The sequence below is a fragment of the Bacillus cereus group sp. Bc061 genome, from assembly GCF_027715825.1.
Classification (GTDB): Bacteria; Bacillota; Bacilli; order Bacillales; family Bacillaceae_G; genus Bacillus_A; species Bacillus_A paranthracis.
This window is the reverse complement of the sequence record NZ_JAQFTZ010000001.1, coordinates 319,202-343,699: the sequence shown is the minus strand read 5'-3', so window position 1 is coordinate 343,699 and position 24,498 is coordinate 319,202. Positions and strand designations below refer to the sequence as shown.

Here is a 24,498-nt window from a genome sequence, read left to right as displayed (position 1 = left end):
TTTCGTATCCTTGTGCAAACATATCGTCATTATATTTTTCAAGTTATCTTTTCTATTTTAAGACATGAAGAAGATGCGAAAGATGTTACACAAGAAGTATTCGTAAAAATTCACGCCTCTCTCCCAAATTATCAATTTCGCGGATTAAAAACGTGGATGGCGCGTATTGCCACCAATCACGCTATTGATTATAAGAGAAAGAAAGCTAGAGAAAACGAAGAACTCTCTTTATGTAAAGAAACTGAGGAAAATATAAAATCCTCTCATAATATTGAGGCTTTATTATTGACGAAAGAGCAGAAATTACTCATTGCTCAAAAACTGAGAGAACTTCCCGATAATTACCGTGACGTCGTTCTCGCACATTACTTAGAAGAAAAAAGCTATCAAGAAATTGCTTTACAGGAAAACATCGAAGTGAAAACAGTCGAAATGAAACTGTATCGGGCAAGAAAGTGGATTAAAAAACATTGGAAGGAGGAAGAGTTTCTATGATGCATTATTCAAAAGAAGATTGGCGCAATTATACATTAAATGTTATAGAAAGCAATGAACGTGAATCTATGGAAGAACATCTTTATGAATGTGATCATTGTTTAGCACTTTATATGGAAAGTATTGATGAACAACAGGAAAACCTTCCAATGATAAATGATGATTCATTTACGAACGAAGTTATGACGCAAATTAATTTTGAAACGCTACAACCTAATGAAAATATAAAAACAAACTCATTAAAGAGAACGATTATTCACTACATAATTGCAACCGCAGCTACAATTATTTTTATGGTAAGTGGTTTATTCCAATATATTTTCACAGCGACATCCAATTTCGAGAAATCTTCAAAACATAACGAGTCTTCTATCTCACAACAAATTGTAAACAAATCAGTAGACACATCAAAAAAGGACGGAGGTTCAAAGCATGAATAAAAATCCCTTTTTAGCACTTGTATTAGGGCTAATTCCTGGGCTTGGACATTTATATTTAAAGAAGTTTGGACGGTTTATTTTATATGGTGGAGGAGCTTTATTACTATTTTCCATTGCAGTTTTTTGCGTAGTAGAATTAATAGCGCGCGAACTTGCTTTTCTTTCTCTATTTTTACTAGCCGTGTTATGGGTGGTCAACTTACTAGATTTAGTTATCACAATTATTAACCAATCGAAAAAACAAGCAACCGGAGAATTGACAGAGTCCTCTAAAGAGAGCGAACGATTTTATATCATTCTTCTTTCCATCATCCCTGGACTTGGTCATTTTCAATTAGGACTTATGCAACGTGGCCTTACATTTTTAGTAGCTTGTACAGGAATCGGAAGTATGATCATTTTCGTTGCTCTTTTAACATCTCAAGAAAGTTTTCTTATCTTTCTCGTGACGTTACCTGTTTTATGGATTTATAATTTCTTCGATGTTGTTCAGCAACTCCAGAAAAAAGAACGTGGTGAGCAATTAATTGATCGTACCATTTTCGAAGATTTTGAAGAGCACCGTGAACAAGGAAAAAAAAGTAAAACTTTCGCTTCTATTTTAGCGATGTTTCCTGGAGCAGGACATATGTATTTAGGCTTACAGCGCCGTGGTCTTCAGCTTATGGCAGCCTTTTTACTTTCAATATATTTGCTCGATTTATTAAGACTTTCAGCGTTTTTATTTTTAGTACCCATCATTTGGTTCTATAGCTTTTTTGACGCTTTACAACAAACTGCAAAGTATGGGAAAGAACGTGTAAATGACGAACCTATCATTGATTATTTTATCAATCATCAAAGATGGATCGGTATCGGGTTAATTGCACTCGGTGGTTATTATTTATTAGATCAAACAGTCCTTCCTATTTTGAATGATTACTTCGCAAGTATATTTAACATTCATCTTAGCGAGCTGTATTATCGCTATTTCCAAACATCTATCGTTGCACTCCTCTTAATTGGTGGCGGCTTTAAATTATTACTTGGAAATAAAGAAAATAAAGGTGGTACAAAAGAATGAGAACATGGCGCGTTGGAACATTTTCAATGGGGCTTTCTATTATTGCATTAGGTTGCTTCTTACTATTTTCAGTTATAAAAGGTACTGAGGTATTAGATTCCTTAACCGCATGGTGGCCTGTTTTACTTATTATACTTGGCGTGGAAATTTTACTTTACCTACTATTTTCTAAGAAGGAACAATCATTTATTAAATATGATATTTTTAGTATTTTCTTTATCGGTGTTTTAGGAAGTGTTGGCATTGCTTTTTACTGTTTATTATCAACTGGATTGCTAGAAGAAGTTCGCTACGCCATTCATACAACTAGACAAACGAACACGATTCCAGAAAGCAAACTTAGCATTCCTGAATCTATCAATAAAATTGTCGTAGATGCAGGTACAGACAACCATCCTCTAACGATAGACGGAAGAAACTCAAATGAAGTTAGCCTTCTTGGAACATATGAAATGACAACAAAAGGAAATGAAAAACCAAATTTAAAACAAGAAGATTTTCTTTCAGTTCAAACGACCGGAGAAACAATGTATATAACATTAAAGTCGTTACCGTTTCATCAAAGACTGTTTGGTCATGAACCACGCGTAAAGCCGACACTTGTACTACCGCAAACGAAACATGTAGAAATTCGTGCTTCTAATCGCGATCTTTCTCTTTATCCAGGTCAATTACAAAACAATTGGTTTGTACAAGAAAGCTCAGGTGTATCTGTTCATTTAATAAAAGAAAGTGACATCTCTCTAACAGCAGTAACAAACCAAAAAGAAGCTATCGGAAATACACCTTGGGAACAAGTAGAAAATTTAACGAAAAAAGAAAATAATTCTTCAGAAGAAAATCCAGAATTCAACGGGCAAGAACATTGGTATAAAAATTCGATTAAAACTGGAAATGGAACGTACAAGTTAAATATTGAGAAAGCTTACAATTTAAATATGAGCGTTATTGAAAAATAAAAAAACCTTCCGCAATTGCGGAAGGTTTTTCTCATATAATCGCTTTAATTCCCTCTAACACTAAGCCAATCATAAATCCGCAAACAGCTCCGTTTACTCGGATCCATTGCAAATCTTTACCGACGTTATTTTCAATCATTTCAATTAACGTTTTATCATCTAACTTATCAAGATTTTCTTGCACAAGCTTTCCGATTTTCGAATGGTTATTCTCAACAAGCTTCACAACTTGTTTTTGTAACCAATCTTCTATTTTTTGAACAGTCACTTCGTCATCTTTTATTTTATTCATTTGTTTTTGTAAAAATGGAATAACATACTTATCCGCAAATTCTTCATTGTTTACAAAGACAACTGCTTTTTGCTGCACTTGTTCCAGCATCTCTTTAATTTTGTCAGTAGCGTTCCAATTGGCAATCCACTTTTCTTTCCATTTTTCTAATTCCTGTAGCAACGCTTCATTTTCTTTTACATTTATAATTTCTTGACGAATTTTCGCTAATATAAGTTGTCTCGTGCTATTATCAGCATCTTGTAAGCTGCTAATATTACTAATAATAAACTTCTGCAAAATACCGCCAATTTTATCTTCATCTACAATATTCATAAATGATTTCAAAGTAAACTGCAAGAATCCATCTACTTTTATATTTTCCATCGCCTTCATACCTAAGCTTCCGAGTTGGTAACGCGCTTCATCTTGCGCTGTCCAGTCTTTCACTTTTACTAATATGTAATCAAGTGTCTTTTCATCATATTCTTGCACAACTAATTGATCAACAAGCACTTGTAAAATGTTACTTGTATTCATTGTGTGCAAATATGTTTTTAATTCTTTTTCAATAATAACCGCTAATTTTTCCGTATCTATTGAAACAATCGCTTTCTCCGCAATCGTTACAATCCCTTTTTTCACAGCATCAGACTGCATTTCTCTCTCTGCAATTTGCAGCACCATTTGTGCTAATTGCATTTCTTTTACTTTATTCGTAATACTTTCTTTCGTTAGCCACTCATTTTCTAACGTATTGATGAGCCCTTTCGTTACTCGTTTACGATTTTTCGGTAACAAAGCTGTATGCGGAATTGGAATTCCCATCGGGTGACGGAATAATGCTGTAACTGCGAACCAATCTGCAAGCCCGCCGACTAACCCAGCTTCAAATCCACCTTGAATAATCTCACCAGCTACCGACCCTTGAAAAGGAATAGAAGCCGCAAAACCTACCCCCATAACCCCAAGCGAAATACCCGCTATATATTTAGTCTGTAATGACATCGTATACACATCCTCTTATTATGTAAAATAAAGCTTTTTTGTTATATTTATTCGATCTTAGTAATCCTTTATATCTATACTATAAAGAACATATGTGAAAATAACAAAGATTTTTATGTACATGAAAAAATGAGACTATAACTAGCCTCATTTTCCTTACAGTATTAATTCTAAACCTTTCTTATAATACCCATTCATCACATCTTCTGGAACCATACTACCGCCAGTTCCCCACACAATATGAGTACCTTTCTTCATCTTCTCTGTTAACTGTTGTTTTTGTAAATAATCATCTTCTGCACATACTTTCACTGGTCCTATCATACCAGCTAATGCAGAAGGCTCTAAATAAATCTTTTCCGTATCAGCTAGTTCTTTTAATAATCTATATAACTCTTCATCACTTACTGTGTAATTTCCACTCAAAAATGGTTCTATCGTTTTACCGACAAATCCAGACGGTCTTCCTACCGCTAGTCCGTCCGCGTCTGTTACATTATCAATCCCGATATCTTGAACGGCAATTTTATCATGAAGTCCTGTCATTAAACCGAGTAACATGCATGGAGAATGCGTAGGCTCGGCAAAGAAACAGTGTACGTTGTCTTTATACAATAACTTTAAACCAAATGCGACTCCGCCAGGCCCGCCCCCTACTCCGCATGGTAGATAAACGAATAAGGGATGTTCTTCGTCTACTACAATCTCTAACTCGTCTAATTGTTTTTGTAAACGCGAGGCTGCGACTGCGTATCCTAAAAATAAATCATGCGAGTTTTCATCATCTACAAAATAACAGCTAGGATCAGCATCTGCTTGCCTTCTTCCTTCTTCTACAGCTTTACTATAATCAGCTTCATATTCAATAACATTTACACCTTTACTTCTTAATAAATCTTTTTTCCATTGTTTCGCGTCTGCTGACATATGAACCGTTACGTTAAAACCTAGTTTCGCACTCATAATCCCAATGCTTAGCCCTAAATTACCTGTAGAACCTACAGCAATTGAGTATTTTGCAAAAAACTCTCTACATGTATCACTATCTAAAATGGAATAATCATCTTCTTCTGTTAACATACCATGCTGCAAAGCTAATTGTTCAGCATGTTTCAACACTTCATAAATGCCGCCTCTAGCTTTAATTGATCCTGATATTGGGAGATGGCTATCACATTTTAATAATAATTCTCCTAAAATAGGTTGCTCGTAATTTTTCTCTAAAGCTTGTTTCATAGAAGGGATTTTCAATAAAGGTGATTCAATGATGCCTTTCGTCTCTTTCGTTTCAGGAAAAACTTTCGCAATGTATGATGCAAAACGCTTTAACCTCTCCTCCGCATCTTTTACATTCTCTTCACTGAGTGGCGAATCTTTTATTGCCGTTTCATACTTTTCCATGTTCGGATTCACCCAAAACACTTCTTCTGTTGCGATTAATTTATTTAATAGTGGATATTCCTCTTTTAATTTCTCTATTCCCTTCATTTCTCTTCCTCCTCATCACCTTGTAGCTTACGATTTAATAAATTATAATTAAATTAATTTTAATATAGTTTAACATAAATTTTTCACTTTAGTTAATTTTAATTTAATTTATTTAAATATAATTTAATAATTAGTAAGGAGATTTTCATTATGGAAAATATAGATATTGGTAAAAAAATTGAAAAACAAAGAAAAGAAAAAGGTTTAACGAGTAAAGAACTTGCAAAGATGGCTGATATTACACCATCTATGTTAAGTCAAATTGAGCGTGGATCTGCTAACCCTTCTATCCAAACATTAAAAGTACTCGCTAAAGCTCTTGATGTTCCAACATTTAGCTTTTTACTTGAAGATACAAATACAGACGATTTAATTGTACGTTCTCATAAACGAAAAAAAATGATTATCGATAATTTATCATATGAAATGCTATCACCTGATTTCACAGGAAATTTAGCAACAGCAATTATGACCGTCCCGCCGAATACAGCTTCGTCAGAAAATGTGCTAGAACATAAAGGTGAAGAATTAGCATATGTATTAGAAGGGAAAATCACATTACATTTAAATGAAGAAGAGTACATATTAGAAACGGGTGATAGCGTAAAAATACCCGCTTATTTAAAACATAAATGGGTAAATCAATTCGAGAAAAATGCCATTGTTTTATTTTCTGTTACTCCGCCGATTTTTTAATAGATGTAATAAAAATAGCCACGTGCGGATTCCTCCGTACATGGCTATTTTTATCTTTTCGGCACGAACAAAATCCCTAAACTCATAACACAAAAACTTAGTATTTGCTGCATCGATAAACCAAATAGAACAGAATTCTGTTCACTAACAAGCGAAATAATAATATGAGCAAACCCCTCAATAATTAGAAAAACACTTATATTCTTTCCATTTCCAAGCCTTTCATTTTTCATCCATAACAAGCCCACTATACAAAGAGCCAGAATGATCTCGTATACGAATATAGGATGATATAAAAAATTAGATTCATATACTTTCACACCCCAAGGCAATGTCGTTTGTACTCCTACTTTTTGGTGGAATAGAAAATAAAAAATAATACTCATACATAGCGCAATAGGTAATGCATCAAGTAAAGTACGAAGCGAAAATTGCCCCTTTTTACTTTTCGAAACAATGTATACACTTGCAATTATGCATCCTACTACAATATGTTTCGTACTTCCTATAGCTAATAATGCTTGCAGTGGCGACCTAATAGCCCATACTGGATTTAAAATTGCCGGTGCAAATTTCCATACAAATACGATGATAAGAAAAGCATTTGTTACTGCATCCATCATTTTTTCATATGGTACACTTTCGTTCTTCATCTTTCGTTTCATCAACATAAATCCAAATAAACTTCCAATTATAAGAGATACGGGTTGTAACCTCACGATCCACTCCATCACTATGAAATCCCCTCTTAACTCTCAATTAATTTCTTGAATTTCTCTTCTAATTGATCTGGAGGTAGTACGCCTCGTACTTGCTCTACGATAATTCCATCTTTATTAACAAAAAATGTCGTTGGTAAAGAAAACACTTTATAATCTAATCCGGCTACTCCGTCCATATCTAGTAAAACAGGAAACTTAAATCCGTGACGATCCGCAAAAGCGCTCGCTTCTTGCACTGGATCTCCTATTGTTGCATTTACCGCAAAGATTTCAACATCCTTTTTATATTTATCATACATACGAACTAAGTCAGGTGCCTCCATTTCACATGGACCACACCATGATGCCCAAAAATTAATAAGATATGGTTTACCTTTTGCATCATTTAACGAATACAGCTTCCCGTCTAATCCTTTTAATGTTATGTCTGGTGCTTTAAATCCTACTTGTGGTAATACTTCTGTTTTCTGTAATTCCGCTTGTTTCGCTTTTCTTTCTTTTTCTTCTTTCTTTGCATTATAAAAATTAACTCCGGCCCAAATTAGTGCTCCGGCTAGTATAATAGCAATTAGTTTCTTCACTTTTCTTCCTCCCAAAACACTACATAAAGTAGTGTTAATTCTTAAAAAAAAGAGGCTATATGCACTCTCCGACAATCAGTACAACCGACATACAGAATAAACCTAATGTTACATATACCGAATTCGTATGTAACGGAATAGTAAGCTTAACAACTTTTTCATGTAACACTTGCTCGATTCGTAAATTTATTGCTGTTTTTGCAAATGAAGCTGTAACACATCGATTTTCCATTGTCTTTATTTTAATTAATTTTAATAACGCGCTACCTAACTCAAACGAAGACTCCATTTTTTGCATCGCATATTTATCAGCAGCTAGCTCCTGATACGTGTGATACCGCTGTAACAACCCTTTTAATATCGGTATGTACATCATTCCTTCTGCTAATAACGTAAAACAAAATAATTTTAGCGGATCTCGATTGTTTTGATGATATTCTTCATGAAAAATAATCGCATCCATTTCTTCATCTGAAAATGTTTGAAGCATCCCTTCTGACATGACAATTTTCGGACGAAATAACCCAATTGTAAATGCCGCAACTTCCGCAGTCGGCAATATATATATTTGTTTTCCTTTTCGAACGAAAGGAATAAGTACTTTTTGTAATCTTTTAGTATCGAAAAATTGTCGCCACATTCTTTTGCACACGATAAACACTGTAAGTAGTAGAAATCCAGCGATTATAATACGAATGAGCGATAATTCTTTCATATGTTTTTCTAACTGAAACAAGCAAAAATTTGAAAGAAAGAACGCCTTATTTTGAAAAAGAAATGGATATGTAACGTAATACACTAACATACTGAAAAAGACGGTACTAACAATTACTGCTAACAATACGATTTTACGCATTTGCCATTTCATTTCATTAATCCTCTTTTTTTAACTGACTCAATTTATCTTCTAACTTTTTTATTAAAGTCGGATCAACTTGCTCTAACTCATCTAGCATATGATTTACAACCAAATCTCCAAATTCCCCCATCAATTCCTGTGTCATTTTCTTCGTTTGATTGGATAAGAATTCTTCTTTTGTTTGTACAGCACGATATATGCCACTTCTTTTCACAGTCTGTTTTTCTAAATGTAATTTCTCTACTAACCTGTTCATAACTGTCATCACAGTATTAAAATTCACAGGTGATTCTTCGCTTAATTTCTGCTGTACTTCTTTAATCGTAATACCCTCGCTAGACCAAACAATCTCCATAATTTTTGCTTCAAGCGGTCCAAAGAAATGATTTAACCCTTGCTCATTTAGCTTATAGTTTTGAGTAAACATCATGCGTCTCCTTTCACACTACGAATTGTAGTATAAATTAATTGAAAGGTCAAACGTAGATGATATATACGAAAATGAACTACCTATAAATACATAGGCAATTCCATTCATTTTAAACCTAATTTTTCTCCAAATGTATCAAAGAGATACTGCTCTAATATTTGTACACTAAATTTCTCATTACGCCCAAGTGCAAACAATTCCCGATTTTTCGCTACGATCGTATCTAACGGGATAACGACATTATCTACTATTTTTGTAATTTCAATGATGTTACTTTTTACATTTACCTCTGTTTTAAATTCAATGTTTTCTAATACGATATGCGAGCGTCTTCCTGATGCAAAAAAAGTAAAGTTAGGATTTTTATAAATACCAATTTCACTCTCTAGCGGATATAAATACTGAAAAATGATATCTCTATGTCCATCTTTTATTATTTTTTCATCCTTCTCATCATCCAAGTATTCCTTCACCTTCGTTGTAAATTCGAATCGAAAATCCACTTTTCTCACGCTCCCTCTTTGTATTTTTATATTAAATAAATATATTGAAATAATTTTACCATATTGTAATACAAGTTCCTATTAAAAGTAAAAACTCATTTGTAAAATCTCTATTATTGCCGATTCCTTTTTAAAGGATAAGTACTCATTCAATATGAATACATGCTTCTTTATATCCATTTAAACATATTGTTTCCATATTTTGAAACAATAGTATGAAGTATTATATATTAATAAATTGTTTCTAATTCATTTCTCAATATAACCAGCCTTTGCTTTACTATTCCGATATATTCAAACTATATTTTCTACTTAATCATTACATCGCAGAAGGAATGTAACTCTCTTCTATCGAATTTTTATATAACGAAAATGATTAGGTGGTGCTTTACTATGAAATTAGCTGTCATTGGTGGCGGTGATTTACAAGATTCAAATCACTCGCCTATTAATGAGCGACTTATAGAATTAACAAATAAACAGTATCCGAAAGTATTATTCATTCCTACAGCTAGTCATGATGATGAAAGCTATATAAAATTATTTTTAGACACATTCGAAAAACAATTACACTGTGACGTACAAATTTTACGTATTATAGCCGATACACCTTCTAAATATGAAATAGACGAAATGATTCAGTCTGCTGATTTAATTTATCTCAGTGGCGGAAACTATATTCAAATGATTTCAGAATGGAAAGAACATAAGCTCGATGAAAAATTACTATCGGCTCTGCAGCAAGGAACGCTCATTGCAGGGTGTAGCGCTGGTGCTATGTGCTGGTTCACATCTAGCATCCGCTCAGATTATGAAGGTTCCGGTTATATAGAGAGCAACGGCTGGGGAATTGTGAACAAAAGGTTTTGTCCACATTATAATCAATTAAATAGAATGAACGCCTTCCATTCCTTTTTACAAAATCATCAAGGGAATATAGAAGGCATTGCACTAGAGGATAATTGTGCCTTATATATTACAGAAGAATCTTTTGAAATTATCGGTGAACCAGAAAAAGCGTGGGAGTTTTATATGAGTGATAACAAACTCATTAGACAACATTTTGATATTACTTTAAAAAGCTATTTGTAACCTACACTTACAAAAAATGTCCCTAAGTATAATAACTTAGGGACATTTTCAATATTTAACTCACTAATCGTGTAATTCGTTTCTTCTGCCATGAAAGCTTATAATATGCATATTGTAGTATTAAACTGACAATAAACGCTGCTGGGTACCCAATCCATATCCCTTCTATGCCAAGACTTGTATGGTAAGAAAGGTAATACGCTACAGGTACTTCTACAAGCCATATTGATACGACGCCGATAACAGTTGGCCATAATACTGTACCACTCGCTCGCATTGTCGCACTAATAATTTGCGCATGCCCGAAAATTAAATAACTCCATAATGTAATCATAACTAGGCTATGAGCAATTTCAATTGTAGTTTGACTCGTTAAAAATAGTGATAGAATGTCTCTTGAGAACAAGTAAATGAGAGATATTAGCACACCACCGATGACGTAGTTCATAATAATTCCGGCCTTCACAACTTTCTGCAATCGATCAAATTGATTCGCACCAATTGATTGGGCAGCAAAAATGGAGACTGTAATACCAAGACTAACTGCTGGCATTTGCACATAACTTGCAACTTGGTTCACAACGCCATAAGCTGCTGTTGCATCCGAACCGTAACGATTTACAAACGCGATTACCGCAATTTCTGATAATGAAACTAATATCATATTAATACTCGCTGGAATACCAAGTCGTAGTAAAAGCTTTAATAACCCCCAATCCATTCGAAGATATTTCCTTACCGTACTATCTAATTGTAGTGGGTGATTTTTTTTCTTTAAATACACTAACATGACAATAAACGTAATAACTGTAGATATAACAGAAGCATAGGCTGCTCCATACACATCTAATTTTGGAGCACCTAACCATCCAAAAATAAGGATTGGTAATAAGATCATATTTAGCGCTGTACTTACAATTAAAAAGTAAAATGGCGTTTTAGAATCTCCTGTACCTCTCATAAACGTTGTGTATGCGAAATATAAAAATAAGATTGGCATCGATATAAATAAAATACGTGCATAATGTACACTTATTTCAATAATATTTTCTGGCGTCCCCATAAGGCGCATAATATCCATCGCAAAAATACTACCTACTATCGCTAACACAACTCCAATAATAAAGGTAAATGTTAGCGTCGTACCAACAATCGCTTTTAAACGATCTTCGTTTTTTGCCCCAAACGCCTGACCAATTAAAATGGAACTCCCTGAACCAATACCAATTACGAATGAAACAAGTAAGAAAAATAATGGGAAGAATGCCGATATGGCCGCTAAATCATTCACTCCAAGCCATCTTCCTACTACTACCATACCGAATAATTGTCCAACTGATTGTAGTACATTACTTAATAGTAACGGTACTAAAAACATGGACATCGATTTCCAAATCGGTTTACTCTCACTTTCTAACTTATGTGACTCCGCACCTTCTTTATTGTTATTTGTAGGTGGTTTCAAATTTCATTTCTCCTTTTATTAAAAATCTGTTTTTCAACTTCTATCTCTTTGTATAGTTGTTATAACGATGTGCTTCTATTCATTTTCTTGTCCCTATATTATAACTTCACCCAATATTGGCTTCCATCAGCTGTTCTATCTAAAAACCCGTATTCGATTAAATATCTTCTCAAAGTTACAAAATCCGGATATACGCTTTCTATAATAGCATTTACTTCTTTTTCAGTGTACTTTTTATGACTATCAAACTTCGTCACTAAATGACGTAATATAATTAATTTACGCTTTTGCTTTTTTGGAAATTTAGAAAGCGGTCCATCTAATCCCTCTGTAAAATGTGTTTTTAACACTTCATCATTTTCTTCTTCTGTAATATTGTAACGATCATCTACCATCGTTGCTGTTCTATGAATGGGTACAAATTTCGTTTGTACTTTTGATTTTTCTTCTGACAGTTCCATTAACGCTAAAAACACTTTCGCTTGCTTCATTTTCTCTCGAAGTGTAAACCGATGATTGCGGATAGTTGAAGTACTTCCGCCATCCATCTCTTTCACAATCTCTTTATCATTCAGCCCCATATGGAAAAACTGAACCATCTTCTTTTGCAAATCCGTTAAACCCGTATACTTCTTATCAAGGTTTAATAAATAGTCAAACATAGATGTATGTTCGTTTTGCACATGCAATTGTACAAACTTCTCTGCTTCATACAAAACTTGATTATCTTGATAAATAACACCCTTAATAAACGTTTCTCCACAAGCTAAACAAATATACTCTTCCGTTTCCTCATCAAACACATACCCTTTTTTCAATTCCTCTACCGATGCATCCCAAAACTTCTCTGAAATATCGCTCATACTAAACACTCCTTTAAAATGTCCGTTTTAAAATAAACAAATTCCAATAACGTTTATTAACACTTCATCATCTTAACATAAACGAAATAAACATTTCAATGTTTCGTTTACCTATTTTTCAAACCTTTATAAAAAATGTCTATAAAATATTCTTTAAAAAGGACATGAAGCAATAAAAAGCGAATGTATTTAATAAATAAATTACGATAGGATGTGAAACAAAACATGACTATTCTGCACGACCCTTGGTTTACTGTTAAACAAATTGCCCAAAATACATATGCAATTAGTGAATATGGAGATTGGGAGAAAGTACATTCAATTTTAACTACAAAAAAGGTGTTTCCGTATAAGAAAACACCTTTTACTTTTTATATATTCTATTTAAAGTCTCAACTAAAACCTTACTTGCTTGTACAAATGTATGCTTTCGGTTTCTATCTTCAACAAATGTATTAGCACAACTCCCCATAATCATCATACAACTAATTATGACTAACACTATCTTTCTATTCTTGTAAGTCACTTCATGCCACTCCACTATTACAAAACTTCTTTTGAATGTATCCCATCAAGAAATTTTACATGAATAATAAAACGTGTGAATATGCAATTATGCATATTCACACGTTTTATTACAATGTTATGATTTAATTTAGTTAAAGTACACGTATACCGAGGTGACTAACTTGAAATTTAAAGCGAAAAAAAATCCATTTCACGTTATTTTTATTACATTATTTATCATGATTTTTTTCATTTCACTATTTTTCCAAAATGAAAATTCTATTTTTTTCACCCTCATGATGCTGCTAAATATCGTGAATCTTTCTTCATTCTATTTCTCTCACTACAACGTAACAGAATCATCTCTTTTCGTAAAACATGGTTTCATACTACGTACTGAAATTCCCTTTGAAGATATTCGCCACATTAAATACTCTGGTAAAAAACTTCATTCAAAGAAATGGACTAGACAGCAATTAGAAATCCATTATAATTTATTCGACTCTGTGACAACTTTCGTACCACAAGAAGAAGAAACATTCATTGCACTTTTAAAAGAAAACTGCCCACATATGAAAATATTGAATATGTCTGCTAACAAATAATATATTTTGGCATTTACAGTAATAAAAAAACCAAGATTCTAAACAAAGAATCTTGGCGTTTTTATTACTCTTTCGGAGCAATCATTTTTTTCGGATCGACAATTTCATCAAATTGTGCTTCTGTTAGTAATCCAGATTGCAATGCTGCTTCTTTTAAAGTTAACCCTTGTTTATGAGCATGCTTCGCAATTTTCGCTGCATTTTCATATCCGATATGCGGATTTAATGCTGTAACAAGCATTAATGAACGATTCACATTCTCTTTAATGACTTCTTCATCTGCTTCAATACCAACTGCACAATTATCATTAAATGAAACAATTGCATCTGCTAATAAGTGAGCAGATTGTAAGAAGTTATATGCAATAACAGGTTTAAATACATTTAACTCAAAATTGCCTTGGCTCGCTGCAAATCCGATTGTTGCGTCATTTCCCATCACTTGTGCTACAACCATCGTTAACGCTTCACTTTGCGTTGGATTTACTTTACCTGGCATAATAGAGCTTCCTGGCTCATTTGCTGGAATAATAATTTCTCCTAGCCCACTACGTGGACCACTTGCCAGCCAGCGCACATCGTTAGCAATTTTCATTAAATCCGCTGCTAATGCTTTTAATGCCCCATGCGTATATACAACTTCATCATGACTCGTTAATGCATGGAATTTATTTGGTGCAGAAATAAATTGCTTACCTGTAAATTGGCTAATTTCCTCAGATACCATCTCACCAAATTTAGGATGGGCGTTTATACCTGTTCCAACTGCAGTACCACCAATCGCAAGCTCTTTCATATATGTATTGCTCTCTGCAATCATACGCTCTGTTTTTTCAAGCATACGGTGCCATCCACTAATTTCTTGTCCTAATGTTAACGGTGTCGCATCTTGTAAATGTGTACGACCAATTTTTATAATATGTTCAAATGCTTTTACTTTTTCTGCTAACGTTTCTTTTAATTTCGTAATTGCTGGTAACACGTGATTTTCTACTGCGAGTACACATGCTACATGAAGCGCAGTTGGGAAAGTATCATTTGAACTTTGAGACATGTTCACATCATCATTCGGATGAATATGTACGTCAAATCCTTTCTCTTTCAAAATTTGATTCCCTCGGTTTGCAATTACTTCATTCACATTCATGTTTGACTGAGTACCACTACCTGTTTGCCATACGACAAGTGGAAAATGTTCATTCCATTTCCCTGCTATCACTTCGTCAGCTGCTGTCACAATTGCTTCTGCTTTTTCTTCTGATAGCTTTCCTAATTTTTTATTAGTAAGTGCTGCACTCTTCTTTAAAATGGCAAATGCTTTTACAATTTCAAGCGGCATTTGCTCTGTTCCAATCGGGAAGTTTTCTTTACTACGTTGTGTTTGTGCTGCCCATAATTTATCAGCTGGAACTTTAATTTCTCCTAATGTATCTCTTTCAATTCTGTACTCCATGTTTTCATCCCCTTGAAAATATAATACCTACATTTCTTATAATAACAGACTTCCCTTTAAATGATAAGAATTCTCACTCATATAAATAGATATTTTATATTTATTTTAAAAACTCCTCTTGACCTAAACTTAAGTTTAGGTTGTATTCTTTCCTTTGTAACCTACTATAACAATACTGGAGGAATTCAATATGAAAAAGTATGTTTTCATAATAAAAAATCACCTTCTACAACACGTAGAAGGTGATTTTTTATTATGACGCTTCTTTTCCTTTTTCAGCATCATCTACATACCAAATGAACTTGCCTGTATATCCGTAAATAACTGCTAAAATTAACGATACGAAGCTTAACCACATAAATGGAATGTATGATATCGTCGCAACACCTAAAATACCAGCCATAAAAATACCGTTATCCGACCATGGAACCATACCTGAAGTTAATGTTCCACCTACTTCTGAGTTACGCGCTAATACGCGGCGGTCGATTTTTAGTTTATCATAACTTTCTTGCATAATTTTCGGTGTTAAAATAAGTGATACGTACATCGCACATCCAAATATGTTCGCTAAAAATGCAACGATTAATGTAGATAATGTTACATTACCAGCAGAATTTAATTTCTTTTCGAATTTTGATACGATTACTTTTAAAACACCTAATTTTTCAAGTAATCCACCAAACCCTAAACCGAAAATAATTACGGCTACTGAACCGAGCATACCGTTAATTCCGCCACGGTTTAATAACTTATCGACAAACTCAACGCCTGATTGAATTGAGAATCCGTTATATGCTGTTCCAATTGCGTCTCCAAAGTGCATTCCTTGGAAAACAGTTGCCCAAATTGCGCCAAGTAAAGCTCCCATTGCAATTGTAGGCATAGAAGGCTTCTTCATTGCTAATAGGACAATGACAATAATCGCCGGAACTAACATCCATATTTTAATATCAAAGTGTTTTAATAATGATTCCTTTAAAAATTCTACTCGATTTAAATCTACGTTATCTCCGCCATACATCCAACCAGCTACAGTAAACATAATGCTAGTAATAATATACGCTGGAACGTCTAATACAAGCATAGCTCGTACGTGTGCAATAACATCTACTTTTGCCATAGATGCTGCAAGTACTGTACTATCAGAAAGTGGCGATAATTTATCCCCGAAATAAGCACCTGAAAGAACTGCACCAGCAACAAGTGGTAATGGTAACCCAAGACCTTCACCAATCGCCATCATAGCAATACCTGCTGTTCCTACCGTTCCCCAAGATGTTCCTGTTGCGATAGAAGTGATCGAACAAATAATTAATGTTGCTAATAGGAATATACTAGGGTGAATAAATTCTAATCCATAATAAATTAATGTTGGTACTATCCCACCAGCAATCCATGTTCCAATTAAAGCACCTACTGCAACTAAAATGAGTATTGCTTCTAATCCGTTAGAAATCCCTTTCGTAATTGCATCTTGCAATTCTTGATAACGAAATCCTAATCTTAATCCAAGCGCAATTACTAAAAACCATGAAATAAATAGCGCTAATTGAATTGGGAGATCAAAAATCGTTTGGAAGGAAAAGACAACAGCAAGAAATAATAATAAAAGAACTATGATTTCTAGCATCGATGGTAATCTTACACTTTTCATTTTTTTCTCTCCTTACAAGTCGATAACATGACGTGTGTCGTCTTACATGTATGTAATATACAATTAGCGAAGACAAAACAAAATTTTCATATTATTTCGATTTATTTTTCCAGTATAATATATTGGACACCTTTTCTATTGTAAAAGTAGATGCTACTTTTCGCAATGGAAAATATAAAAAATGTTACATTTTTTATATTTAACAATCAAAGAGTAACTTTTTTAATATTTGCCAACATAAAACTTTTTACTATTATCCTCACCGTTTAAAGGAATATCATTATTCCCCACACAAAAAAGCACGCATCATTCAAATGATGCATGCTCCACTTTTATTTATACATATTTTGTATTTCTTCTTTATTTTGAAGTATTTCCACAAACTTATCGCTACAACCTTTCGGAAATAATACGCCGAGTCCATATGAATGCTGGAACTGAAAATGAGGGTGCTTTGCTGTGACTTCATCCCAAAACTTATACACGCCGAAGTTTCGATCTTTCACCTCAATATCATGAAATAACACAATACCGTTATTCGCAAGTTTCGGTAACCATGTTTTATAATCATGAGAAACTGCTTCATACGTATGATAGCCATCAATATGCAACAAATTTATCGTTCCATCTTGAAATTGATCAACAGCCTCATCAAAAGTAGATTTAATTAAATTACCTATATTGGGATAGCTCATTTTCACCACTTTATCTACAATTTGGAAAACACCTTCTCCATATGGACCTGTATGCCCGTCTCCTGTCCAAGTATCTACAGCATAACATTTTGTAGCTAATCCCCCATCCTTTACCCCTTGACAAAAACTGAAAAAAGAAGCGCCTAAATGTGTACCTAGCTCAACTAATATTTCTGGTTTTTCAAATCTTACTAAATCGTATGCGAACTCCAAATGCCCAAGCCACGCAGTATTCGCACGAATAAATGGACTAAAATTATCAAATTCAAATGTTGGTTTATGAGTAACCCAGTTCATCGCGTATCTCCTTCTACACATATTTTTAACAAACCAAATTACTCTTATCTTTATTTTTTTATCCGCTTGATTATGATTTAATTTTATAATTTTCTCTCACTTTATTTAACCTGCTCGCTTGTATCGTAAATATAATTAGAACTATTCAATTCTCCACCATACAACACAGAAATTTCAGTTTATTTTTTATTTATTTCGTGATATATTGCATATTGTATATAATATATTTTCTGAAAGGAGGACTCTATACATGATGGATCCAAATCGTTTAAAAGGAATCATTATGGTTGTCATCGGTGCTTGTTTATGGGGCTTGTCCGGAACAGCTGCACAACAACTTTTTCAATATGACAATATTTCTACTGAATGGTTAGTTACAATTCGATTGCTTATATCGGGCGTTATCTTACTCATTATTTCATCATTCGGAACGAGAAAAAAAGAAATATTCAGCATATGGAAACAAAGATCTGATGCTACTAAAATGATATTGTTTGGCCTATTCGGTATGCTTGCTGTACAATACACGTACTTCGCTTCTATTAAAGAAGGAAATGCTGCCGTTGCAACATTATTGCAATATTTAGCTCCTATATTTATTACTGTATACTTACTTTTCAAATGGAACGTTCGTCCATCAAAAATTGATTTTATTTCAATTGCCCTTTCATTAGTAGGCACTTTTCTCTTACTAACAAACGGGTCTGTTCATAACTTAGCTGTTTCTACACCAGCTATCGTTTGGGGTATTTTATCTGGATTATCTCTTGCTTTTTATAGTTTATATTCAAAAGAATTACTAGATAGATGGTCTTCCTCAGTTATCGTTGGATGGGGCATGATTATTGGGGGTATGGGTGTAACGATTGTACACTTTATTACTACGAAAGAATTCATTTTATTGTCAACGATGAAATATGTAAAACTAAATACCTTACCGCTCATCACATTTGTCATCATTTTCGGAACACTTATTGCCTTTTATTTATACTTAGACAGCATACGATACTTAACCCCGAAAGAAACGACATTATTCGGTTGTACAGAACCACTCGCAGCTATTATTTCTTCTGTACTTATATTACATGTACCGTTTCAATCTTTTCAGTTATTAGGGGCTTTTTGTGTCATTGTAATGGTGCTTATCTTAAGCCAAAAACCGGATGAAGGGAAACCTGAATTAAAGCTTGTTCATCAGAAAAAGGAAAATATACAATGAAAGGATTGAATTCACTATGCCTATCCCTCAAAATAATAAAAAACTAGGAAGAGTTTCAGCAAAATCACTCGTTTTAAATCAACTACAAGATTGGATTATTGAAGGTGTACTGAAGCCCGATGAAAAAATTAATGATGGGGAACTGGCTGAAGCACTAGGAGTAAGTAGAACACCTGTAAGAGAAGCACTTCAAATATTAGAGCTTTCTGGATTAGTGGAAATGGTACCTGGGCAAAAAACAAAAATTGCTCCTATTCAGTTAGACGACATACCTACTATTTATGAAACGATGGCTGGTCTTCACTCTATTATAGGTAAGCAAGCACTTCAAAACATTACAGACGCTGATCTGAAGCTACTTTCTGAAATAAATGATGACTTTCAGTACTCTATAGAGAAAAAAAACGCAAAACAAGCTTTAGAATTAGATATACAATTTCACAATGCAATTTCTTCTATTGCTAAAAATCAATATATTGAACCCTTTCTAGAAAATATGCAACTTCACGTCTTACGCCTTGAATATTTATTTTTCCAAAACTTTGTTCCAGCAAGTCAATCTATTGATGAACATCACGCTATCATTCAAGCACTGCAGAAGCAGGATGAAAAACAAATGGAACAAATGATGACTCAAAACTGGCTCCGTCCAATGAAAGAAATACAAAAAATAATTTCTACGAAATAGAAAGAGAGCTGGCTACATAAAATCGTAACCAGCTCTCTTTTTACTAATATATAGTTATGCCTGAATATTTGCATAATCTTCCATATCTTCGTATTCTTTTTCCAATTCCTCTAAAGACAGCTCGTATAATTGTCGATCGCGAATTTTAAACACACCTGCTCCAATTAACTCATCAATTAAATGCCTCTTACGATTTTCAACAGCAAAACGGAGTTGACTACTCATCTTTTAAAAAAACTCCTTTCTACGATTATTGAAAATGATAATCTTTATCAATTACCACTTTTGATTATAAAAGATGACTCTTTATAAGTAAAGTAATTTCATGAAATATTTACCTTACAAAGTATTTGTGGCCACATTATATATATGTATGCCGCGCGAAAAATGTTATGACACTTTTTCTTATCCTTTTTCTTTCATACTTTGCAAGTTGTCTCACTATGATGAAATTCACCATCTATTTCTACTTGAATGGTGACATGTTCTACATGAAACTTCTCTTTTAATACTTCCGTAGCCTCTTTTAATACACTTTGTGTTTCATTTCCTTTAATAATCAAGTGGCAAGTTAATACTTGAAAATCCGATGTGACAGACCATATGTGCAAATCATGAACTTCTTTTACAATCGTAATATTTAACAATGTACTTTTTACCTCTTCAACATTTATGTTCTGCGGTGCACCTTCCATTAATATATGGACCGTATCACGTGTTACACGCCATCCACTAATAATGACTAAAATAGACACAAGAATACTAGCAATCGCATCTGCAGCAGTCCATCCGAAAAATTTAATAAGTAACGCAGCAATTATCGCTCCGACTGATCCTAATAAATCGCCTAATACGTGTAAGAAAGCACTTCTTAAATTTAAATTACCCTTCACATCTCCGCCTCTCATTAATATCCCAGCTGATAAAATATTAATAAGCAGACCAAGTACAGCAATAATAAGCATTCCATTACTAGCAATCTCAACTGGCTCTTTAAAACGGCGAATTGCTTCAATAAAAATGTATATTGAAATGACAATAAGGACGACACCGTTACATAATGCCGCTAACATTTCGACTCGCTTATATCCATATGTTTTCGCAGTTGTTGCTGTTTTTTCTCCGAGTTTAAACGCAAGTAAACTTAAAGCTAAAGATACTGCATCACTTAGCATATGCCCCGCGTCAGATAGTAGTGCTAAGCTATTTGTTACAAATCCCCCAATAACTTCAGCAATCATAAAACTTGTTGTTAGTAAAAATGCAAGTAATAACGCTTTTTTATTATTAGAATTACCATGATTATGTGAATGCCCCATACTAATGCTCCTTTAAGGATAATATCTGTACATTAGTATGAAACAAACTCCCCATCTTTATCCCGCTTCCTCTGTATAAACACTTCGCTACATTTCAAACAAGTCCTTTTTCTCAACAAAAAATAAGACTACTTCTTTTTCAGCTTCATATTGTTTACTAATGAAAGAATTTTTAAGGAGGTTACGAAAATGAAACGTTTATTTCTCTGTATGGAACGTGAACTTGTTGTAGTGAAAGAACGATATGGTAACTATGAAGCGGCGTATCACTTACAAAATATGCAACCTACCTGTATCGCTGTTGATCCATTTCAAAAAAATCGTGTATATTGCGGCACTTTTGGACGAGGTCTCTGGTTAAGTGACGATAGCGGAGATTCATGGAGACCAATTGGGGATTCTTATCGTTACTTTGATTTTCCAAAAGAAGATGGTATTTTACATTCTTCGATCACTTCCATTACGATAAGCCCGAATGAACAAGTTAACGGATATGGCGTCGTTTATGTCGGCACAGAACCGAGCGCTTTATTCCGTTCAGAAAATGGTGGGGAAACGTGGACGGAACTAAAAAATATGAAATCATTATTATCTTCTTATACGTGGGCTTTCCCTCCTAGACCTTTTACTCATCACGTACGCTGGATTACGGTTGATCCAAACAATCCAAATACAATCCACGTTTCAATCGAAGCTGGTGCCGTTATTCAAAGTAACGATAAAGGGCATACATGGATTGATAAAAAATTCGGTGCTCCTATCGATGCTCATCAATTACTTATGCACCCTGAAGCCCCAAATCGCCTTTATGCATCATGTGGTGACGGATTTATGGGCGGACCTGATCGTGCATACCTTGAAAGTTATAACAGTGGCAACAGCTGGATTTCATGTAGTGACGGACTTGAGCATCATTACTTATACAGCATGGCTATCGATCCAGCTGATTGCGATACGATTCTCGTTTCCGCCGCGCCAAGTGCCGATCTTGCTCATCACCGTATTCCTTATGAATCTTATATTTATCGTAAAACGAAAGACACCCCGTTCCAGCAAGTACAGCAAGGACTACCATCTGCAATCGGTACAGTCATTTCAATGTTTGCGACAAACGAAGCAGAACCACATACATTTTACACTTTAAATAACAACGGCTTGTTTCAATCCAATGATAGCGGTGAATCGTGGGAACAACTAAACATTCCGTGGAAAGATGAGTATAAAACGCAGCATCCGCATGCATTACTTGTTACTACTCCTTAACGAAAAAGAGACTGCCTAATGTTTTAGGCGGTCTCTCTTCTATTTCTTTAAATCAATTACGATATCATCTAGAACAATATCTTTGCTCTTCGCTTCTTTTTTTGGTACTTCAATCTTCTTCTCGATTCCATTCACATACTCTACTCCACCATGATTTTCAGATGTATGCACTCGCAAGTGTACACGAGGTGTAACGATAAGCTTTGTTGCATTTTCGTTTAACTTTTGGAATGTGGAACTCCAATGGATATTGTAAGGATCGTTGCCACTTCCCCCATTTCCTTCACCCGAATAAATATTCCCTAAATCATCCTTAACCGTCAATTCAACATCTACACTATCCCATTCTTTCCTCGCGCCCTTAGAAACCTCTTGATTGTAATAAAGAATAAATGAAACTGGCGATATTGCGACCTTTTCCATATTTGCTTTTATACCTTCTTTTTCCGAACTCCCACCAATTGTTCTCTCTTTACTATCCACTGATTTTACAGTTAACGCGAAATTCCAATTACCTTGTATTGATTTTTTCCTATCTGGCATCTCTATTCCCTCTATATTCCATCTAAAGTTTACTTTGTCCTTTTGATTACTATCATGGTGCGTCGTTGTTACCATACCTACATACTTTTTTTCAGTAACTTTAGTCATTTTTCCACTTCCTGAACTACCATGAGCGTCCATTATATCCAATCCGCCTAATATGATAGGATCATCTCCTAAGTCTTGCTCACTTTCCAGTGAATACGTTATAGATAATGTTCTGCCATCAGAAATTACATCATTAATGGTAACCTTAACCCCATTACTCTCCCTCGTCATATTCAATTCAGTCGAAAACTCTTTATAATTTTCATATAACCCTGTTCTACCATTATCTAAAAATCGGAATATGTCACCTACTATTGGTAATCCTCCAGCGTATGTCGGAAATCCGATGCCAAGCATGGCAACCGATACGCCGACTAAAATAGATGCAGCAGCAACGCCTTTTTTCCAACTTTTCATCTTTTTCTTCGTACGCATCGATTGTTTTACATTGCGCTTTACTTTTTCTTTTTCAATTTCAGAAGCCTCAATTTCCTCAAGTTCTTTCTCATCTATATCAATATCATTTAATAGTTCATAAATGTCTTTCATATGACACTACCTCCAAAACTAATTTTCGTAGCATTTTGTTGTAGTTTCTTTTTTCCACGATACACACGATTATCTATCGCTGCCCGAGTTAACCCTAACTTGTCTCCTATTTCTTCTGTCTTCATACCAAGAAGATATTTCATAATGAACACCTTTTGATCTAACGGTTCTAATTGATTAATAAGCTTCAATAACTCTTCCCTATCTTCCATAACGATTAATTCATCTTCTGCTGACTTTTCCGTACTCATATGAAACTCATCCGAAATAATCTCTACTTTTTTAGTTGCCTTCCGGTAATAATCAATCGCCTTAAATTTCGCAATTGCCGCAATCCATTTTTTAAAATCATTTGGTTCTCCATGAAATTTATTTGCGTTATTCCATATGGAAAGAAATATATCGTTTACACATTCCTCTATGAGTCCATCATTTTGAACTGGAAGAAGAACTTTGTGGGTTATCCCTTTTATGAGCGGTAAGTATGTATCGACAACAAATTCTAGCGCATCTTCTTTTTGTCGCTGTAATCTTTTTATATAATTTTTCTCATTTGATTTCATGTAGCGATTCCCCTTATTTTTTTGTAAAAGCTTTTACACCCTATATAACGTCTAAAAAAATATTTTCTCTCATCTTTTTATTATTTTTTATATGTAATGGAATACTTTCCCTTAGCCATTGTCTCACGTAACTATGCGTTCAAAGAAAATTTTCTCA

27 protein-coding genes are annotated in these 24,498 nt (G+C 34.1%); 11 read left to right on the top strand and 16 right to left on the bottom strand.

Annotated features, from left to right (window positions below):
- The first annotated feature begins 12 nt into the window (after positions 1–12).
- From PDQ40_RS01870 to exsE, 4 genes are read left to right on the top strand one after another with little or no spacing between them, the layout of a single operon-like run.
- Positions 13–495, top strand: coding sequence for an RNA polymerase sigma factor (locus tag PDQ40_RS01870; protein WP_001195469.1), 483 nt, complete (start codon positions 13–15; stop codon positions 493–495).
- Complete coding sequence (locus PDQ40_RS01865; protein ID WP_103141677.1) at positions 492–935, top strand: hypothetical protein; 444 nt, start codon at positions 492–494, stop codon at positions 933–935. Before PDQ40_RS01870 ends, PDQ40_RS01865 begins: the two co-directional genes overlap by 4 nt.
- On the top strand, positions 928–1,998 hold the full coding sequence (locus PDQ40_RS01860; protein ID WP_001039082.1) for a hypothetical protein: 1,071 nt from the start codon (positions 928–930) through the stop codon (positions 1,996–1,998). Before PDQ40_RS01865 ends, PDQ40_RS01860 begins: the two co-directional genes overlap by 8 nt.
- Entirely contained in the window at positions 1,995–2,957 is a 963-nt protein-coding gene (exsE, locus tag PDQ40_RS01855) for an exosporium protein ExsE (RefSeq protein ID WP_001261401.1), read from the top strand. Before PDQ40_RS01860 ends, exsE begins: the two co-directional genes overlap by 4 nt.
- Before the next feature lie 31 nt (positions 2,958–2,988).
- Here exsE and PDQ40_RS01850 read toward each other — a convergent pair whose 3' ends face one another.
- Entirely contained in the window at positions 2,989–4,236 is a 1,248-nt protein-coding gene (locus tag PDQ40_RS01850; protein WP_000058288.1) for a DUF445 domain-containing protein, read from the bottom strand.
- Positions 4,237–4,392: 156 nt separating this feature from the next.
- On the bottom strand, positions 4,393–5,724 hold the full coding sequence (gene dsdA / locus PDQ40_RS01845) for a D-serine ammonia-lyase (RefSeq protein WP_073541815.1): 1,332 nt from the start codon (positions 5,722–5,724) through the stop codon (positions 4,393–4,395).
- Positions 5,725–5,874: 150 nt separating this feature from the next.
- Between dsdA and PDQ40_RS01840 the strand changes: the two genes are divergently transcribed.
- The gene (locus tag PDQ40_RS01840; RefSeq protein ID WP_000427642.1) at positions 5,875–6,420 is read left to right on the top strand and encodes a helix-turn-helix domain-containing protein; all 546 of its coding nucleotides are present in this window, start codon (positions 5,875–5,877) and stop codon (positions 6,418–6,420) included.
- A gap of 50 nt (positions 6,421–6,470) precedes the next feature.
- Here the strand turns inward: PDQ40_RS01840 and PDQ40_RS01835 are convergent, their stop codons facing one another.
- The 5 genes from PDQ40_RS01835 to PDQ40_RS01815 all read right to left on the bottom strand — a co-directional run bounded on the left by PDQ40_RS01835 (position 6,471) and on the right by PDQ40_RS01815 (position 9,515).
- Positions 6,471–7,151, bottom strand: a complete 681-nt coding sequence (locus PDQ40_RS01835) for a prolipoprotein diacylglyceryl transferase family protein (protein ID WP_000454864.1) — start codon at positions 7,149–7,151, stop codon at positions 6,471–6,473.
- Positions 7,152–7,168: 17 nt separating this feature from the next.
- Entirely contained in the window at positions 7,169–7,723 is a 555-nt protein-coding gene (locus PDQ40_RS01830; protein ID WP_000733159.1) for a TlpA family protein disulfide reductase, read from the bottom strand.
- 55 nt (positions 7,724–7,778) lie between these two features.
- Complete coding sequence (locus PDQ40_RS01825; protein WP_000871960.1) at positions 7,779–8,591, bottom strand: M56 family metallopeptidase; 813 nt, start codon at positions 8,589–8,591, stop codon at positions 7,779–7,781.
- Between the two features lie 4 nt (positions 8,592–8,595).
- Positions 8,596–9,009 carry a BlaI/MecI/CopY family transcriptional regulator gene (locus PDQ40_RS01820; RefSeq protein ID WP_000495065.1) on the bottom strand — a complete coding sequence of 138 codons (414 nt, stop codon included), beginning with the start codon at positions 9,007–9,009 and terminating at the stop codon, positions 8,596–8,598.
- 107 nt (positions 9,010–9,116) lie between these two features.
- Positions 9,117–9,515: a DUF3942 family protein gene (locus PDQ40_RS01815; RefSeq protein WP_000347533.1), complete on the bottom strand. Its 399-nt coding sequence runs from the start codon at positions 9,513–9,515 to the stop codon at positions 9,117–9,119.
- 393 nt (positions 9,516–9,908) lie between these two features.
- On the opposite strand from PDQ40_RS01815, the gene PDQ40_RS01810 reads away from it, so the two are divergent.
- Positions 9,909–10,607, top strand: coding sequence for a peptidase E (locus PDQ40_RS01810; protein WP_000762143.1), 699 nt, complete (start codon positions 9,909–9,911; stop codon positions 10,605–10,607).
- A gap of 55 nt (positions 10,608–10,662) precedes the next feature.
- On the opposite strand, the gene PDQ40_RS01805 is transcribed toward PDQ40_RS01810, so the two are convergent.
- Positions 10,663–12,072 (bottom strand): MATE family efflux transporter, encoded by a 1,410-nt coding sequence (locus PDQ40_RS01805; protein ID WP_000804168.1) that lies wholly within the window; start codon positions 12,070–12,072, stop codon positions 10,663–10,665.
- A gap of 98 nt (positions 12,073–12,170) precedes the next feature.
- Positions 12,171–12,935: a DUF2087 domain-containing protein gene (locus PDQ40_RS01800; protein ID WP_001280289.1), complete on the bottom strand. Its 765-nt coding sequence runs from the start codon at positions 12,933–12,935 to the stop codon at positions 12,171–12,173.
- Between the two features lie 213 nt (positions 12,936–13,148).
- Between PDQ40_RS01800 and PDQ40_RS01795 the strand changes: the two genes are divergently transcribed.
- Both PDQ40_RS01795 and PDQ40_RS01790 read left to right on the top strand, forming a co-directional pair.
- On the top strand, positions 13,149–13,394 hold the full coding sequence (locus PDQ40_RS01795) for a hypothetical protein (RefSeq protein ID WP_232788888.1): 246 nt from the start codon (positions 13,149–13,151) through the stop codon (positions 13,392–13,394).
- 230 nt (positions 13,395–13,624) lie between these two features.
- Positions 13,625–14,047 (top strand): PH domain-containing protein, encoded by a 423-nt coding sequence (locus PDQ40_RS01790; protein WP_163262651.1) that lies wholly within the window; start codon positions 13,625–13,627, stop codon positions 14,045–14,047.
- Positions 14,048–14,111: 64 nt separating this feature from the next.
- Here the strand turns inward: PDQ40_RS01790 and fumC are convergent, their stop codons facing one another.
- The 3 genes from fumC to PDQ40_RS01775 all read right to left on the bottom strand — a co-directional run bounded on the left by fumC (position 14,112) and on the right by PDQ40_RS01775 (position 18,149).
- Positions 14,112–15,500 (bottom strand): class II fumarate hydratase, encoded by a 1,389-nt coding sequence (gene fumC / locus PDQ40_RS01785; protein ID WP_000456628.1) that lies wholly within the window; start codon positions 15,498–15,500, stop codon positions 14,112–14,114.
- Positions 15,501–15,753: 253 nt separating this feature from the next.
- Entirely contained in the window at positions 15,754–17,157 is a 1,404-nt protein-coding gene (nhaC, locus tag PDQ40_RS01780; RefSeq protein WP_000843974.1) for a Na+/H+ antiporter NhaC, read from the bottom strand.
- Between the two features lie 332 nt (positions 17,158–17,489).
- Positions 17,490–18,149 (bottom strand): class I SAM-dependent methyltransferase, encoded by a 660-nt coding sequence (locus PDQ40_RS01775; protein ID WP_001104680.1) that lies wholly within the window; start codon positions 18,147–18,149, stop codon positions 17,490–17,492.
- A gap of 253 nt (positions 18,150–18,402) precedes the next feature.
- Here PDQ40_RS01775 and PDQ40_RS01770 point away from each other — a divergent pair, with 253 nt between their 5' ends.
- Both PDQ40_RS01770 and PDQ40_RS01765 read left to right on the top strand, forming a co-directional pair.
- Positions 18,403–19,368 carry a DMT family transporter gene (locus tag PDQ40_RS01770; RefSeq protein WP_048557544.1) on the top strand — a complete coding sequence of 322 codons (966 nt, stop codon included), beginning with the start codon at positions 18,403–18,405 and terminating at the stop codon, positions 19,366–19,368.
- A 16-nt stretch (positions 19,369–19,384) separates the two neighbouring features.
- A complete protein-coding gene (locus PDQ40_RS01765) occupies positions 19,385–20,056 on the top strand; it encodes a GntR family transcriptional regulator (RefSeq protein WP_002163700.1) in 672 nt (223 codons plus the stop codon).
- A gap of 54 nt (positions 20,057–20,110) precedes the next feature.
- Here PDQ40_RS01765 and fbpA read toward each other — a convergent pair whose 3' ends face one another.
- Positions 20,111–20,281, bottom strand: coding sequence for a Fur-regulated basic protein FbpA (fbpA, locus tag PDQ40_RS01760; RefSeq protein ID WP_000098302.1), 171 nt, complete (start codon positions 20,279–20,281; stop codon positions 20,111–20,113).
- A gap of 194 nt (positions 20,282–20,475) precedes the next feature.
- Positions 20,476–21,375 (bottom strand): cation diffusion facilitator family transporter, encoded by a 900-nt coding sequence (locus PDQ40_RS01755; RefSeq protein WP_000510072.1) that lies wholly within the window; start codon positions 21,373–21,375, stop codon positions 20,476–20,478.
- A 189-nt stretch (positions 21,376–21,564) separates the two neighbouring features.
- Between PDQ40_RS01755 and PDQ40_RS01750 the strand changes: the two genes are divergently transcribed.
- Positions 21,565–22,638, top strand: coding sequence for a WD40/YVTN/BNR-like repeat-containing protein (locus tag PDQ40_RS01750; protein ID WP_000825330.1), 1,074 nt, complete (start codon positions 21,565–21,567; stop codon positions 22,636–22,638).
- A 39-nt stretch (positions 22,639–22,677) separates the two neighbouring features.
- On the opposite strand, the gene PDQ40_RS01745 is transcribed toward PDQ40_RS01750, so the two are convergent.
- Positions 22,678–23,778: a DUF4179 domain-containing protein gene (locus tag PDQ40_RS01745; RefSeq protein WP_048557480.1), complete on the bottom strand. Its 1,101-nt coding sequence runs from the start codon at positions 23,776–23,778 to the stop codon at positions 22,678–22,680.
- Positions 23,775–24,341: a sigma-70 family RNA polymerase sigma factor gene (locus tag PDQ40_RS01740; protein WP_000840044.1), complete on the bottom strand. Its 567-nt coding sequence runs from the start codon at positions 24,339–24,341 to the stop codon at positions 23,775–23,777. Before PDQ40_RS01740 ends, PDQ40_RS01745 begins: the two co-directional genes overlap by 4 nt.
- Positions 24,342–24,498: the final 157 nt, after the last annotated feature.